Origin of the sequence: Rhizobium binae (genome assembly GCF_017357225.1) — a bacterium.
Taxonomy (GTDB): domain Bacteria; phylum Pseudomonadota; class Alphaproteobacteria; order Rhizobiales; family Rhizobiaceae; genus Rhizobium; species Rhizobium binae.
Genome location: NZ_CP071604.1, coordinates 419,321 through 433,712, shown reverse-complemented (window position 1 = coordinate 433,712; position 14,392 = coordinate 419,321). Strand labels below are relative to the sequence as shown.

Genomic DNA, 14,392 nt, shown 5'->3' with positions numbered 1-14,392 from the left:
TAGCAACATAGGCGAAAAGCCTTGGGGCCCTCCACCAGCCTTTTGAGGACGACATGAGCGAATTCAAGAAACTCGTATTCTCCGGCGTGCAGCCGACCGGCAATCTGCATCTCGGCAATTATCTCGGCGCGATCCGCCGCTTCGTGGCGCTGCAGGAAGGCAATGACTGCATCTACTGCGTCGTCGACATGCATGCGCTCACTGCTCAGCTCGTCCACGAGGACATGCCGAGCCAGACGCGCTCGATCGCCGCCGCCTTCATCGCCGCCGGCATCGATCCGGAAAAACATATCGTCTTCAATCAGTCGGCCGTGCCGCAACATGCGGAACTTGCCTGGATCTTCAACTGCGTCGCCCGCATCGGCTGGATGAACCGCATGACACAGTTCAAGGACAAGGCCGGCAAGGACCGCGAGCAGGCTTCGCTCGGTCTCTACGCCTATCCGAGCCTGATGGCCGCCGACATTCTCGTCTACCGCGCCACCCATGTGCCGGTTGGCGAGGACCAGAAGCAGCATCTGGAGCTTGCTCGCGATATCGCGATGAAGTTCAACCTCGATTATGCCGAGCATATACGCAAGAGCGGCTACGGCATCGACATCACCGTCGGCGACGAGCCGGTGCATGCCTATTTCCCGATGGTCGAACCCTTGATCGGCGGACCGGCGCCGCGTGTGATGTCGCTGCGCGACGGCACCAAGAAAATGTCGAAATCCGATCCCTCCGACCTTTCGCGCATCAATCTGATGGACGACGAGGAGGCGATCTCGAAGAAGATCCGCAAGGCCAAGACCGATCCGGACGGTTTGCCGAGCGAGATCGACGGGCTGCAGGGCCGGCCGGAAGCCGACAATCTGGTGGCGATCTATGCCGCCCTTGCCGACAAGTCGAAGGCGGACGTGCTTGCCGAATTCGGCGGCCAGCAGTTCTCCGTCTTCAAGCCGGCGCTGGTCGATCTGGCCATCCAGGTGCTGGCGCCGATCACCGGCGAAATGCGCCGACTGATGGACGATACAAGCCACATCGATGCGATCCTGCGCAAGGGCGGCGAACGCGCCCGGGCCCGCGCCGAGGTGACGATGAACCAGTTGCGCGACGTCATCGGCTTCCTTTACTGAGGCAGATCTCCTCTTCCTGCCCTTCGGGGAAGACGACCTCTTTCGGACGGAAAAACGGCAAAAACTGCGCTTGCAATTTTTCCGCTTCGGGTGTCAGAGTCCGCGCCATGGTATCGAAGCGACTCTCACGGCTCGAAGGTCACCGGCGCAAATTCATGGCGGTGATCGACGGGACACCCGAATGCCAGCGCGCCGTTCATTATGCCGGCCGGCGCGCGAAGAATTCCAATGGCGGCCTGGTGCTGCTCTATGTGATCCCCGACGGCGATTTCCAACAATGGCTCGGCGTCGAGGAGATCATGCGGGCCGAGGCACGCGAGGAAGCAGAGGCAACCGTCGCCAAGATCGCCCAGATCGTACGCGAGACGATCGGCATCGAGCCCGAGATCGTCATCCGCGAAGGCAGTGCTGCCGAGCAGATCAACGCCGTAATCGAGGATGACCGCGATGTGGCGATCCTGGTTCTTGCCGCCGGTTCGGCGAAGGAGGGTCCGGGACCGCTGGTTTCGTCGGTCGCCGGACGCGCGGCGGCGTTTCCGATTCCGGTCACCGTGCTGCCGGATACGCTGACGAACGAGGAAATCGACGCCCTCTGCTGAGTCTATTTCTTGAGTACAAGTCTCTTGATTAGATCTGGCAATGGGCCTATTTTCTTTTGAAGAATTCTAAAGACGGCCGAGGTCACGGGCCTGCCGCATGGAGAGCCAGATGTTCATTCAGACCGAAGCCACGCCGAATCCCGCCACGCAGAAGTTCCTGCCGGGCAAGGTAGTCATGGAAAACGGCACGGCCGAGTTCCGCAGCGCCGCGGAGGCCGAAGCCTCGCCGCTTGCCTCCCGGCTGTTCGAAATACCCGGTGTGACCGGCGTCTATTTCGGTTATGATTTCATTTCCGTCTCCAAGGACAATGCCGAATGGCAACATCTTAAGCCGGCTATCTTAGGCTCGATCATGGAGCATTTCATGTCCGGCAAGCCGGTCATGGGCGACGCTTCGATTCTGTCCGAGGACGCCGATGCCGGCGACGAGTTCTTCGACGAAGGCGACGCATCGATCGTGCTGACCATCAAGGAGCTCCTGGAGACCCGCGTGCGCCCGGCCGTTGCCCAGGACGGCGGCGACATCACCTTCCGCGGCTTCAAGGACGGCAAGGTCTATCTGAACATGAAGGGTTCCTGCTCCGGCTGCCCGTCTTCGACGGCGACGCTGAAGCACGGCGTCCAGAACCTGCTGCGTCATTTCGTACCCGAAGTGCAGGAAGTGATTGCCGCTTGAAAATCTCGAATTCGTTCCGGCCGTTCATCTCTTGTTCGGCCCGGCGGGTTTATGGTTAGCGACAAGAGTTTATTCGGAAATTGATGGCATGATCGTTCTGGCGCTCGAGACGGCAGGTGTAGATTGCTCTGCCGCGGTTTATGACAGCGGCAGGAATACGGTGCTGGGGGAGGCATCGGACATGATCGGCAAGGGGCATGCTGAACATCTGATCGATATAGTCGACCGTGCGCTCGGTCAGGCCGATATCACGCTTTCTGAGGTCGACCGTCTTGCCGTCACCGTTGGCCCGGGCTCCTTTACCGGTATCCGCGTCGGCGTGGCCGCAGCCCGGGGCTTTGCCCTGTCCCTGCAGATCCCCGTCGTCGGCGTCACCACCCTCGAAGTGATGGCCGCCGCCGAGCGTGAGAGGACACCCGGCCGCGCCGTGCTTGCGGCAATGGACGCCAAGCGGGACGAAATCTATCTCCAGTCCTTTGCAGCGGATGGTTCTCCGCTCGATGCGCCGCGGGCGGCAAGCGTCGCCGAGGCCCAGGCTTTCGCCGCCAGCTTCGACGGCGAGATCACCGGTTCGGCAACGCCGCTCCTGAAGGCCGGCGCCGGCGGCGACCATGCCAACGTTTTTCCGATTTCGGTGGTGGCGCGCCTCGGTGCTGCCGCCGCGGCCGATGCCGGAAAGCCAAAGCCCCTTTATTTGCGCGGACCGGATGCCAAACCGCAGGCCGGATATGCAATTGCGCGACGAGTGTGACGATGCTGGAAGCCTATCTGACGCTGAAGCCGGAATTCGAGATCATCGCGATGGAGCGCGAGGATTGCCGCGATGTCGCCGCGCTGCACGGCGAGCGTTTCGCAAGGCCCTGGGGCGATGGCGAATTCCATAGCCTGCTGTCACAGGAGACGGTGTTCGGCTTCGTCGCGCGCCAGACCAATGCCATCCTGAAAAAGCCGCTACCCGGCTTCATCCTTGCCCGCCAAGTCGCCGGCGAGGCGGAAATCCTGACGATCGCCGTGCAGGCGAAGGCCGCCCGTGCCGGGCTCGGCTGGCGGCTGATGCAGGCCGCGATGCGGGAAGCGCGGGCGCGCGGCGGCGAGAGCATGTTTCTAGAGGTCGATAACGGCAATACGGCCGCCCTTGGCCTCTACCGCAAGCTCGGCTTCGAGAAGGTCGGAGAGCGCCAAGGCTACTACAAGCAGGAAAACGGCGCCCTTTCCACGGCGCTTGTCATGAAGCGCGTTCTTCGGTAGTTCCCTGGCAGGAGATGACAGGCTGGCCGGCGCGATGACCGTGCGGGCGTTGTCGAAACGCGAGTATTTTTGAAGGCGGGCCATGTCTGATGTAGCCAAGACCCTTGAGGAGCTTTGCGCCGAACGCGGCATGCGGATGACCGAGCAGCGCCGCGTGATCGCGCGTATCCTGGAAGATTCGGCAGACCATCCCGATGTCGAGGAGCTCCACCGCCGCTCGGTGAAAGTCGATGCGAAAATCTCGATCTCGACCGTCTATCGCACCGTCAAACTGTTCGAGGATGCCGGCATCATCGCCCGCCACGACTTCCGCGACGGGCGCTCGCGCTACGAAACAGTGCCGGAAGAGCATCACGACCACCTCATCGACCTGAAGACCGGCACGGTGATCGAATTTCGCTCGCCTGAGATCGAGGCGCTGCAGGAGCGCATCGCCCGCGAGCATGGCTTCCAGCTGGTCGACCATCGCCTGGAGCTCTACGGCATTCCGTTGAAGAAGGACGATCTCTGAAGCAATGGCCGCCCGGGAGCAGCACATTTGATCGTCTGGCTGCGCATTGTCTTGGCTGCGGCCGTCATCCTTGCCGTCAGCATCGTGCTCATACCGCTGCAGTTGCTGGCGCTGCGTTTCGACTGGCGGCTGCGCCGCCGCCTGCCGCGCGTCTGGCACCGCATCATCTGCTATTGCCTCGGCATCCGTGTGCGCGTCACCGGCAGGCTGGAAGACCGGCGGCCGCTGATGCTCTGCTCCAACCATTCATCCTGGATGGATATCATGGTGATGTCGGCGGTGGCCGACGTCGCCTTCATCGCCAAGATCGAGGTGGCCGACTGGCCGATCTTCGGGACGCTCGCCAAGCTGCAGAAAAGCGTCTTCGTCGTGCGTGAGGAGAGGCGCAAAACCGGCCATCAGGCCAATGAGATCGCCGGGCGGATGGCCGACGGCGAAATCGTGGTGCTCTTCCCAGAGGGCACGACCTCGGACGGCAACCGGCTGCTGGAGGTGAAATCCTCGCTGTTCGGCGCCGCCGCGATGGCCGTGCCCGCCTCGCCGACGGGAACTGTCGTGGTGCAGCCGGTGGCAATCGCCTATACAAGGGTGCACGGCATCCCCATGGGACGCTATCACAGGCCACTCGCCGCCTGGCCGGGGGACATCGAGCTACTGCCGCACCTCATCGACATCTTCAGATGCGGCGCCCTCGACGCGGAGGTTTCCTTCGGCGAAGCGGTGGAATACCACGCCGACACAAACCGCAAGGAGGTGAGTTCGACGATCGCCTCACGCATCCGCAACCTGCTGAACAGCCGCCTGCGCGGGCGAGAAATTTTCTAAAGCCCGTCGCGATCTTTCAGATGCGCTGCTTGCGCTTTCGCTCCTTGTTTTCTCGCATGTCGTTGCCGCTGGGTCGCTGCAACACTTTTGCGCAGCTGCTCAAACAAGATTTTGATTTTCTCGAGCTTCAAAAACCACTACATAGCCCGCCATGACACAGGACAGCGCCCTTCTCCAGGCCCCGGAGCCGATGCTCCGCGACCCCAACAGCCGCAAGGTTTTCATCAAGACCTATGGCTGCCAGATGAACGTCTATGATTCCACGCGCATGAGCGATGCGCTCGTCCGCGACGGCTACGAGCCGACGGAAGACATGGAAGAGGCCGACCTCGTCCTTCTCAACACCTGCCATATCCGCGAAAAGGCGGCCGAGAAGGTCTATTCCGCGCTCGGCCGGCTGCGCGAGATGAAGAAGAAGAAGAAGGCGGACGGCCGGGAGATGATGATCGGCGTGACCGGCTGCGTCGCCCAGGCGGAAGGCGAGGAGATCCTGCGCCGCGCGCCCGCCGTCGACGTCGTCATCGGTCCGCAGACCTATCATCGCCTGCCGGAAGCGCTGCGCCGGGCCCAACAGGGCCAGCGGGTCGTCGACACCGAATATGCGATCGAGGACAAATTCGAGCATCTGCCGATCGCCGAGAGCCGGAAGATCCGCGCCCGCGGCGTCACCGCCTTTTTGACGGTGCAGGAGGGCTGCGACAAGTTCTGCACCTTCTGCGTCGTGCCCTACACACGCGGCTCGGAAGTGTCGCGGCCGGTTTCCCAGATCGTCGAGGAGGCCGAAAAGCTGGCCGAAGCCGGCGTGCGTGAGATCACCCTGCTCGGGCAGAACGTTAATGCCTGGCACGGCGCCGGACCGCGGGGCGAGGCATGGAGCCTCGGCGACCTGCTCTACCGCCTGGCCGAGATCCCCGGCCTCGCGCGGCTGCGTTATACCACCAGCCATCCGCGCGACATGGATGACCGGCTGATCGAGGCGCATCGCGACCTCAGGGCGCTGATGCCCTATCTGCACCTGCCGGTGCAATCGGGCTCGGACCGCATCCTGAAAGCGATGAACCGGCGCCACACGGCCGCCGAATATCTCTCGCTGATCGAGCGCATCCGTACGGTGCGGCCCGACATCGCGCTGTCGGGCGATTTCATCACCGGCTTTCCGGGGGAGACAGACGCGGATTTTGAGGATACACTGAAACTTGTAGAGGAGGTGCGCTACGCGCAGGCCTTCTCGTTCAAATACTCGACACGGCCGGGCACACCCGGCGCGGAACTGAAGGACCAGGTGCCGGAAGAAATCAAGGCAGAACGGCTGGAACGCCTGCAGGCGCTTCTTTTGAAGCAGCAGCAGGAATTTGCCGAATCCTGCATCGGCAAGGAGATCGATCTGCTGCTCGAAAAGCCCGGCCGCATGCCCGACCAGCTAATCGGACGTTCTCCCTGGCTCCAATCAGTGAATGTTGATGCAAAAGCATCGCAAATCGGTGACATTATTAAAGTGCGAATCACCGGAACCGGAACGAACAGCCTGTTTGCCGAACGCGCAGAGGCTGCGGTCTAACCCAAGGAGCCCGACCGCTTGAACGGACAAGAATTGGTTTCTTCTTCACCGCGCCACCCCCGCACGCCGAGCGACACCAATCACTTCGTCCTGACGTTCGAGAACAATCGGTTCGCCAGCGAACTCTTCGGTCAATTCGACCAGAACCTGAAGCTGCTCGAGGAGCGGCTCAACATCGATGCGCGTGCGCGGGGCAATTCCGTCGTCATATCGGGTGATGTCGTGACCACCAACCAGGCACGGCGCACGCTCGACTATCTCTATGAAAAGCTTCAGAAAGGCGGCAGCGTGGAAAGATCCGACGTCGAGGGCGCAATCCGCATGGCGGTCGCCGCCGACGACCAACTCAGCCTGCCGACGATGGAGCGCAAGGCCAAGCTGACGATGGCGCAGGTTTCCACTCGCAAGAAGACGATTATCGCCCGTACCCCGACCCAGGACGCCTATATCAGGGCGCTGGAACGCTCCGAACTGGTCTTCGGCGTCGGCCCGGCCGGCACCGGCAAGACCTATCTCGCCGTCGCCCATGCCGCCCAGCTGCTGGAGCGCGGCGCCGTCGAAAAAATCATCCTGTCGCGTCCGGCCGTCGAGGCCGGCGAGCGCCTGGGCTTCCTGCCCGGCGACATGAAGGAAAAGGTCGACCCCTATCTTCGCCCGCTCTATGACGCGCTCTACGACATGATCCCCGCCGACAAGGTCGACCGGGCGATCACCGCCGGCGTCATCGAGATCGCGCCGCTCGCCTTCATGCGCGGCCGCACGCTTGCCAATGCCGCCATCATCCTCGACGAAGCGCAGAACACCACGTCGATGCAGATGAAGATGTTCCTGACGCGTCTCGGCGAGAATGCCCGGATGATCGTCACCGGCGACCCGAGCCAGATCGACCTTCCGCGCGGCGTCAAATCCGGCCTCGTCGAGGCCCTGCAGCTGCTGAACGGCGTCGAGGGCATCTCGATCGTGCGCTTCAAGGATACCGACGTCGTGCGTCATCCGCTGGTCGGGCGTATCGTCAGGGCCTATGATTCCACCTATGCCGTCGACACTGACGACGTCAGCCGGCAGGACTAATGGCCGAGCTCGACATCCAGATCAGCATCGAGAACATCGGCTGGCCCGAGGAGGAGACGCTGCTGGCCTTTTGCGGCCACGTACTCGGGGCAGCGGCGGTCTATCTGCGCGACAGCGAAAAGCAGCCCTTCCCGACGACGCCGCCGGAGGTTTCGCTGGTCTTTACCGACGACGCTTCGATCCAGGACATCAACGCCGAATGGCGCGGCAAGGACAAGGCGACCAACGTGCTCTCCTTTCCGGCCTTTCCGGTTCAGCCGGGCAAAATGCCCGGCCCGATGCTCGGCGACATCATCGTCGCCCGGGAGACGGTGGAGCGGGAGGCCCATGAGCTCGAAAAGAGTTTCGACGACCACCTGACCCATCTTCTGGTGCACGGTTTCTTGCATCTTCTCGGCTACGACCATATGAATAGTGCCGAAGCCGAAATTATGGAGGGGCTGGAGACTCGCATTTTGGCGCAGCTCGGCCTATCTGATCCTTACGAGGGTCAAGACCTTAAAATGGAACCATGAGCGACTTTACCACGAAGCCGGCGGCAGACGCCAAGGACTCCGAGTCATCCTCATCTTCGGACGAGGCGGGCAGTAGTAGTCGGCCATCCGGCCGATCCCAATCCTTTTGGTCGCGCGCCGCGCGCATTCTTCGCCCGCAGCAGGGCTCGCGACTGCGCGAGGACCTGGCCGACGCGTTGATGACCGACGCGGCCGGCAATGACGCCTTTTCGCCCGACGAGCGGGCCATGCTGCACAATATCCTGCGCTTCCGTGAAGTGCGCGTCGCCGACGTAATGGTGCCGCGTGCCGATATCGAGGCGGTGGACCAGAACATCACCATCGGCGAATTGATGATCCTGTTCGAGGAATCCGGCCGTTCGCGCATGCCCGTCTATGCCGATACGCTCGATGATCCGCGCGGCATGGTGCATATCCGCGACCTGCTTTCCTACATCGCCAAGCAGGCGCGCAACAAGCGCCGCGGCCCGGCAAAACCGGCCGTCGCAGTGCCGGCGATCGACGTTGCGCCCGAGAATATCCAGAAGCCGACGCGATCGACCAAAGCGAATTTCGATCTCGCCCGCGTCGACCTGCAGAAGACGCTGGCCGAGGCCGGCATTATCCGCAAGATCCTGTTCGTGCCGCCGTCGATGCTTGCCTCCGATCTGCTTCGCCGGATGCAGGTCAACCGCACGCAGATGGCGCTGGTCATCGACGAATATGGCGGCACCGACGGTCTCGCCTCGCACGAGGACATCGTCGAAATGGTGGTCGGCGACATCGACGACGAACATGACGACGAAGAGGTGATGTTCAAGCGTGTCGCCGAAGATGTCTTCGTCGCCGACGCCCGCGTCGAACTGGAAGAAATCGCCGAAGCAATCGGACCGGATTTCGACATCACTGAACAGGTCGACGAAGTCGATACGCTGGGCGGGCTGATCTTCTCGGCACTCGGCCGAATTCCGGTGCGCGGCGAGGTGGTTCAGGCGCTGCCGAATTTCGAGTTCCACATCCTCGACGCCGATCCACGCCGCATCAAACGGCTGCGCATCACCCGCAAGCGCCACGCGATCCGCCGCCGCGCCAAGGAGGCCGGCGACATCCCGCCCGGCTCCGAGACCGGCGACGACCGGCCAGCTGAATCGACCGCCAACTAGCCCCTTGCTTTTGCAACATTTCGCCATTGCGGAACCGATGCGCGGTTCCTGGCGACATGCATTAACAGGACAAAGAGCCGCTTTTTTGAAAGACTGCGGATGGGTTGATTCGCGGCTTGATGGGAGTGCGCATGGAGCGGCTTGCGGATAGGATTATCCTCGTCTGGGGGTTCAAAAGGTCGTTGCTGGCGATCGGCGCAGGGGCATTCGCCGTGCTGGCGCTGCCGCCCTTCGGCTTTTTCGCGGCGATGTTTTTATCCTTCACGCTGCTCGTCTGGCTCATCGACGGGGCGGCGGCTTCTCCCGATAGCGGCCTGATCGGCAGGCTGTGGCCGGCGTTTGCGGTCGGCTGGCTGTTCGGCTTCGGCTATTTCGTCGCGGGCCTCTGGTGGCTCGGCCATGCGCTGCTGGTCGATTCGGAGGAGTTCGCCTGGGCGCTGCCGCTCGCCATCCTCGGTCTGCCGGCCGGTCTGGCGATTTTCTACGGGCTGGCCGTTGTGCTGGCCCGCATCTTCTGGTCCGACGGCATGGGGCGGATCGCCGCACTTGCGGCTGGCTTTGGGCTGATGGAATGGCTTCGCAGCGTCATCCTCACCGGTTTTCCCTGGAACGCTATCGGCTACGGCCTGATGCCGGTTCCGCTGATGATGCAGTCGGCGCATGTGATCGGGGCGATGGGCGTGACTGCCCTTGCCGTCTTCGTCTTTTCCGCCCCCGCCCTTGTCGGGACCCGACAGGGCGCACGCACCGGCATTGCGCTGGCCGTGCTGCTGTTTGCCGCCCATCTCGGCTACGGCGCCTACGCTCTCTATCTGGCGCCGCGGCCCGCGCCGTTGCCCGAGGATAAGCGGCCCGTGGTGCGGCTGGTGCAGCCGGCCATCGACCAGGCGGCGAAGATGGACAACGACGCCGATCGCAATGCGATTTTCGAGACACATCTGAAGCTTTCGGCCGAGGCGCCGAGGAATGGCGGGCGCAAGCCCAATATCATCGTCTGGCCGGAAACCTCGATCCCCTTCATCCTGACCGACAACCAGGATGCCCTGACGCGGATCGCCGACACGCTCGACGACGACCAAATCCTGATCGCCGGCGCGGTGCGCGCCGAGGAGATGGGACCAGGCACGCCGGTGCGCTACTATAACTCCATCTATGTCATCGACGGCCGCGGTCAGATCATCGCCGCCTCCGACAAGGTGCATCTGGTACCCTTCGGCGAATATCTGCCCATTGAAGACCTGCTCACCGAACTCGGCATCCAGAACGTCGTCGAGATGCCGGGCGGGTTTTCGGCCGCCGCAAGCCGGCACCTGCTGGCCCTGCCCGGCGGACTGAATCTTTATCCGCTGATCTGCTACGAGATCATTTTTCCCGGCGAGATGACCGGCGACATAAAAGACGCCAACGCCCTCCTCAACCTCACCAATGATGCCTGGTTCGGCGTGACGCCCGGGCCCTACCAACATTTCCTGCAGGCGCGGGTGCGGGCGGTCGAAACCGGCCTGCCGCTGATTCGCGATGCCAATAGCGGCATTTCGGCACTGGTGAACGCACACGGAGAAATAATCGCCGGCCTCGATCTTGGAGAAACCGGCTTTATTGATGCAACTATCGATAGCTTCGGCGAAGGGTTCGGAACCACATACCCCCACCAGACATACTTCTGGTTGACCGAGGCTCTGCTGATTTTGATTGCGCTGATCTCGCGCGGAGGTTTTATTTTAGGGTTGAATTGACCAAAAACCCCTAAAATTGCATAGTGATGACAATCGGCGTTCTTAACGTATGTTTGAAGGTGGGTTCCCACTGACTGCAACGTGGCGTTTTGGGATGGATCAGGGGCATGCCGGTTAGAAACAGGTTGAAATTCGTAGCTAGGGCACGACCATGATTGAAAACAAAAAGAAGCCGAATCCGATCGACATCCATGTTGGCAGCCGCATTCGCCTTCGCCGAACGATGCTCGGCATGAGCCAGGAAAAGCTTGGCGAGAGCCTTGGCATCACCTTTCAGCAGATCCAGAAATATGAAAAGGGCACCAACCGCGTCGGCGCAAGCCGTCTGCAGAACATCTCGAGCATTTTGAATGTTCCGGTCTCCTTCTTCTTCGAGGATGCGCCCGGCGAACATTCCGGCTCGATCGGCGGTATGGCCGAAGCATCCAGTTCGAATTATGTCGTCGATTTCCTCTCCTCCTCCGAAGGCCTGCAGCTCAACCGCGCCTTCGTGAAGATTTCCGATCCCAAGGTTCGCCGTAAGGTCGTGGAACTGGTCAAGGCGCTTGCCGCCGAAGCCGACGCCGACTGATCGCAGCGCCCGTCACGGAATGGAAAGGCGGCCGAAAGGCCGCTTTTTTGCGTTTTTGGGGCAAAATTTGTCACTTTGCGGCAGATATAAAGATATATTTATGTCCTTCTGCGCTTGTCATCGGCGCCCGAACTGAGTACCTACTAGCAGGCTATTATTCTTTGAGGGGAATCCCGGAATGCGCGCGAATTATCTCTTTACCAGCGAATCTGTTGCCGAAGGTCACCCGGACAAAGTGTGTGACCGCATCTCCGACGAGATCGTCGATCTGGTCTACCGCGAAGCGGCCAAGACCGGCGTCAATCCGTGGGGCGTGCGCATTGCCTGCGAAACGCTGGCAACGACCAACCGCGTCGTCATCGCCGGCGAGGTCCGCCTGCCGCCGAGCCTGATGAAGAAGGACAAGGACGGCAACGACGTCATCAATCCGTCGAAGTTCAAGGCCGCCGCCCGCCGCGCGATCAAGGATATCGGCTACGAGCAGGACGGCTTCCACTGGAAGAAGGCAAAGATCGACGTGCTGCTGCACTCGCAGTCGGCCGACATCGCCCAGGGCGTCGACAGCGCTGCCGACCAGCAGGGCGACGAGGGCGCCGGCGACCAGGGCATCATGTTCGGTTATGCCTGCCGTGAGACGCCGGACCTGATGCCGGCGCCGATCTATTATTCCCACAGGATTCTGCAGCTGCTGGCCGCCGCTCGCAAGAAGGGCGACGGCGAAGTCGCCAAGCTCGGCCCCGACGCCAAGAGCCAGGTGACCGTGCGTTACGTCGACGGCAAGCCATCGGAAGTGACCTCGATCGTGCTTTCGACCCAGCATCTCGACGAGAGCTGGGATTCCAAGAAGGTCCGCGCCGTCGTCGAACCCTATATCCGCGAGGCGCTCGGCGAGCTGAAGATCGCCGATGATTGCAAGTGGTACATCAACCCGACCGGCAAGTTCGTCATCGGCGGACCGGACGGGGATGCGGGTCTCACCGGCCGCAAGATCATCGTCGACACCTATGGCGGTGCCGCCCCGCATGGCGGCGGCGCATTCTCCGGCAAGGACACGACCAAGGTCGACCGTTCGGCCGCCTATGCCGCCCGTTACCTCGCCAAGAACGTCGTGGCCGCCGGCCTTGCCGACCGCTGCACGATCCAGCTCTCCTACGCGATCGGCGTCGCCCAGCCACTGTCGATCTATGTCGACCTGCACGGCACCGGCAAGGGCGTTTCCGAAGACCAGGTCGAAGCGGCGATTCGCGAGAATATGGATCTGTCGCCGTCGGGCATCCGCCGTCACCTCGACCTCAACAAGCCGATCTACGCCAAGACCTCGGCCTATGGTCACTTCGGCCGCAAGGCTGGCCGCGACGGCTCGTTCTCCTGGGAGCGCACCGACCTCGTCAAGGCGCTCAAGGAAGCCGTCAAGACCAAGGCTGCTGCATGACGGATATGGAGCGCCGGGGACGGGCGACCGAAGCCTTTTTCGGTCGCCGCAAGGGAAAGGCCCTGCGCGAACAGCAGGCGGAAACGCTGAACAGCCTGCTCCCGGCATTCCTCATCGATCTCTCGGCGGCTCCCCCGGAGCCGCTGACATCCCTCTTCCCGATCCCGGTAACGGCATTGCGGCTGGAAATCGGTTTCGGCGGCGGCGAACATCTGATCCATCGGGCGCTGGAGACCCCGTCCACCGGCTTCATCGGTGTCGAGCCCTTCGTCAATTCCATGCAGAAGCTGTTGTCCCGCATCGGCGAGACGGGCGCGCGCAATATCCGCGTCTACAACGACGATGCGACGCAGCTGCTCGACTGGCTGCCGGACGCGTCGCTCGATCAGATCGACCTGCTCTATCCCGATCCTTGGCCGAAGCGGAAACACTGGAAACGCCGCTTCGTCTCGAAGACCAATCTCGACCGCTTTCACCGGGTGCTGAAGCCCGGCGGCCTGTTCTGCTTCGCCTCCGACATCGACACCTATGTGAACTGGGCGCTGATCAAATGCCGCGACCATGGCGGCTTCGACTGGCTGGCCGACAATGCGGCGGATTGGCTGACCCCCTATGAGGGCTGGCCGAGCACCCGCTACGAGGCCAAGGCACGCCGCGAGGGCCGCTCTTCGGCCTATCTGACCTTCAGGAAGATCTGAGGCTGTCGGCAATTTCCGGCATCCGGCTCTAAAACCGACGACGACAACAAACCGAACTGAACGCGCTACGCTCTCACTTGTGGCGCGTAGAGTTCCGCCGTGGAACGGTTGCAATTGCCGCTGACGCGACTATTTCCGTGCTGGCCACCCTCCGCTCAAATGGAAGGGAGAAAATGACCGGGAGCATGTCATGTGCCGAAATATAAACCCCTGTTCAAATTCGATCCGCCAGCGACGGACGGCGAGGTCCACGATGCCGCGCTCCAGTTCGTGCGCGAGGTGAGCGGAACGACCAAACCGTCGAAGCGCAATGAGCTCGCATTCGAGCACGCGGTCAGTTCGATCGCGGCTTGTGCCCGCGAGTTGCTCGATTCGCTGGAAAAGTCTCAACCTCCTCGTGATCGCGAAGAGGTTGCGGCAAAGGCGCGCGCGATCAGCGGTCCGGTTCGCGTAAGAGAGCCCCGTTACGCACGGGAGATCTCAATCAAGCCTCAAGTGGCCACCTGACGGCTTTCGGTCCGAAGCGGACTATCAGCTCATTTCAGGTGGACGGCCGCTATGCACAAGCGGACATGGGCGGCCCGCCCATCGACACCATTTGCCAAATCCGCGATCTGAACCAGGCTGCTATGCATCAGAAGCCCATCAAGCGCGAGGGGGTCACGTTTCCGATACGACAATCCGGCGGAGAG

At 62.0% G+C, this 14,392-nt stretch carries 15 protein-coding genes and 1 pseudogene; all 16 read left to right on the top strand.

Going from position 1 to position 14,392, the window contains the following annotated elements; genetic code table 11:
- Positions 1–53: 53 nt before the first annotated feature.
- The 16 genes and pseudogenes from trpS to J2J99_RS02055 all read left to right on the top strand — a co-directional run bounded on the left by trpS (position 54) and on the right by J2J99_RS02055 (position 14,154).
- Positions 54–1,118: a tryptophan--tRNA ligase gene (gene trpS / locus J2J99_RS02130; protein ID WP_168295297.1), complete on the top strand. Its 1,065-nt coding sequence runs from the start codon at positions 54–56 to the stop codon at positions 1,116–1,118.
- A 107-nt stretch (positions 1,119–1,225) separates the two neighbouring features.
- On the top strand, positions 1,226–1,717 hold the full coding sequence (locus J2J99_RS02125; RefSeq protein ID WP_168295298.1) for a universal stress protein: 492 nt from the start codon (positions 1,226–1,228) through the stop codon (positions 1,715–1,717).
- A 109-nt stretch (positions 1,718–1,826) separates the two neighbouring features.
- A complete protein-coding gene (locus tag J2J99_RS02120) occupies positions 1,827–2,393 on the top strand; it encodes a NifU family protein (protein ID WP_168295299.1) in 567 nt (188 codons plus the stop codon).
- A gap of 88 nt (positions 2,394–2,481) precedes the next feature.
- Positions 2,482–3,144 (top strand): tRNA (adenosine(37)-N6)-threonylcarbamoyltransferase complex dimerization subunit type 1 TsaB, encoded by a 663-nt coding sequence (tsaB, locus tag J2J99_RS02115; protein WP_168295300.1) that lies wholly within the window; start codon positions 2,482–2,484, stop codon positions 3,142–3,144.
- A 2-nt stretch (positions 3,145–3,146) separates the two neighbouring features.
- Positions 3,147–3,641, top strand: coding sequence for a GNAT family N-acetyltransferase (locus tag J2J99_RS02110; RefSeq protein WP_168295301.1), 495 nt, complete (start codon positions 3,147–3,149; stop codon positions 3,639–3,641).
- A gap of 82 nt (positions 3,642–3,723) precedes the next feature.
- Positions 3,724–4,152, top strand: coding sequence for a Fur family transcriptional regulator (locus J2J99_RS02105; RefSeq protein ID WP_168295302.1), 429 nt, complete (start codon positions 3,724–3,726; stop codon positions 4,150–4,152).
- Positions 4,153–4,179: 27 nt separating this feature from the next.
- Entirely contained in the window at positions 4,180–4,977 is a 798-nt protein-coding gene (gene olsA / locus J2J99_RS02100; RefSeq protein WP_168295303.1) for a lyso-ornithine lipid O-acyltransferase, read from the top strand.
- A gap of 151 nt (positions 4,978–5,128) precedes the next feature.
- Positions 5,129–6,535, top strand: a complete 1,407-nt coding sequence (gene miaB, locus J2J99_RS02095; protein WP_168295304.1) for a tRNA (N6-isopentenyl adenosine(37)-C2)-methylthiotransferase MiaB — start codon at positions 5,129–5,131, stop codon at positions 6,533–6,535.
- A gap of 18 nt (positions 6,536–6,553) precedes the next feature.
- Positions 6,554–7,606, top strand: coding sequence for a PhoH family protein (locus J2J99_RS02090; protein WP_168295305.1), 1,053 nt, complete (start codon positions 6,554–6,556; stop codon positions 7,604–7,606).
- The gene (gene ybeY, locus J2J99_RS02085) at positions 7,606–8,121 is read left to right on the top strand and encodes an rRNA maturation RNase YbeY (RefSeq protein WP_168295306.1); all 516 of its coding nucleotides are present in this window, start codon (positions 7,606–7,608) and stop codon (positions 8,119–8,121) included. Before J2J99_RS02090 ends, ybeY begins: the two co-directional genes overlap by 1 nt.
- Positions 8,118–9,263, top strand: coding sequence for a hemolysin family protein (locus J2J99_RS02080; protein ID WP_168295307.1), 1,146 nt, complete (start codon positions 8,118–8,120; stop codon positions 9,261–9,263). The genes ybeY and J2J99_RS02080 overlap by 4 nt, the downstream gene beginning before the upstream one ends.
- 131 nt (positions 9,264–9,394) lie before the next feature.
- Positions 9,395–10,999, top strand: coding sequence for an apolipoprotein N-acyltransferase (gene lnt / locus J2J99_RS02075; protein ID WP_168295308.1), 1,605 nt, complete (start codon positions 9,395–9,397; stop codon positions 10,997–10,999).
- A 151-nt stretch (positions 11,000–11,150) separates the two neighbouring features.
- Entirely contained in the window at positions 11,151–11,570 is a 420-nt protein-coding gene (locus tag J2J99_RS02070) for a helix-turn-helix domain-containing protein (RefSeq protein ID WP_168295309.1), read from the top strand.
- 178 nt (positions 11,571–11,748) lie between these two features.
- The gene (gene metK / locus J2J99_RS02065) at positions 11,749–13,002 is read left to right on the top strand and encodes a methionine adenosyltransferase (protein WP_168295310.1); all 1,254 of its coding nucleotides are present in this window, start codon (positions 11,749–11,751) and stop codon (positions 13,000–13,002) included.
- Positions 12,999–13,700, top strand: a complete 702-nt coding sequence (trmB, locus tag J2J99_RS02060; RefSeq protein ID WP_168295311.1) for a tRNA (guanine(46)-N(7))-methyltransferase TrmB — start codon at positions 12,999–13,001, stop codon at positions 13,698–13,700. The genes metK and trmB overlap by 4 nt, the downstream gene beginning before the upstream one ends.
- A gap of 190 nt (positions 13,701–13,890) precedes the next feature.
- Positions 13,891–14,154, top strand: a pseudogene (locus J2J99_RS02055) (DUF2277 domain-containing protein).
- Positions 14,155–14,392: the final 238 nt, after the last annotated feature.

What these genes read in the sequence shown, in the direction of transcription:
- ybeY (WP_168295306.1), top strand. Translation starts at nt 7,606, where the DNA reads ATGGCCGAGCTCGACATCCAGATCAGCATCGAGAACATCGGCTGGCCC.
- J2J99_RS02125 (WP_168295298.1), top strand. Translation starts at nt 1,226, where the DNA reads ATGGTATCGAAGCGACTCTCACGGCTCGAAGGTCACCGGCGCAAATTC.
- metK (WP_168295310.1), top strand. Translation starts at nt 11,749, where the DNA reads ATGCGCGCGAATTATCTCTTTACCAGCGAATCTGTTGCCGAAGGTCAC.
- J2J99_RS02105 (WP_168295302.1), top strand. Translation starts at nt 3,724, where the DNA reads ATGTCTGATGTAGCCAAGACCCTTGAGGAGCTTTGCGCCGAACGCGGC.
- miaB (WP_168295304.1), top strand. Translation starts at nt 5,129, where the DNA reads ATGACACAGGACAGCGCCCTTCTCCAGGCCCCGGAGCCGATGCTCCGC.
- J2J99_RS02080 (WP_168295307.1), top strand. Translation starts at nt 8,118, where the DNA reads ATGAGCGACTTTACCACGAAGCCGGCGGCAGACGCCAAGGACTCCGAG.
- J2J99_RS02070 (WP_168295309.1), top strand. Translation starts at nt 11,151, where the DNA reads ATGATTGAAAACAAAAAGAAGCCGAATCCGATCGACATCCATGTTGGC.
- J2J99_RS02120 (WP_168295299.1), top strand. Translation starts at nt 1,827, where the DNA reads ATGTTCATTCAGACCGAAGCCACGCCGAATCCCGCCACGCAGAAGTTC.
- trpS (WP_168295297.1), top strand. Translation starts at nt 54, where the DNA reads ATGAGCGAATTCAAGAAACTCGTATTCTCCGGCGTGCAGCCGACCGGC.
- J2J99_RS02110 (WP_168295301.1), top strand. Translation starts at nt 3,147, where the DNA reads ATGCTGGAAGCCTATCTGACGCTGAAGCCGGAATTCGAGATCATCGCG.
- lnt (WP_168295308.1), top strand. Translation starts at nt 9,395, where the DNA reads ATGGAGCGGCTTGCGGATAGGATTATCCTCGTCTGGGGGTTCAAAAGG.
- tsaB (WP_168295300.1), top strand. Translation starts at nt 2,482, where the DNA reads ATGATCGTTCTGGCGCTCGAGACGGCAGGTGTAGATTGCTCTGCCGCG.
- trmB (WP_168295311.1), top strand. Translation starts at nt 12,999, where the DNA reads ATGACGGATATGGAGCGCCGGGGACGGGCGACCGAAGCCTTTTTCGGT.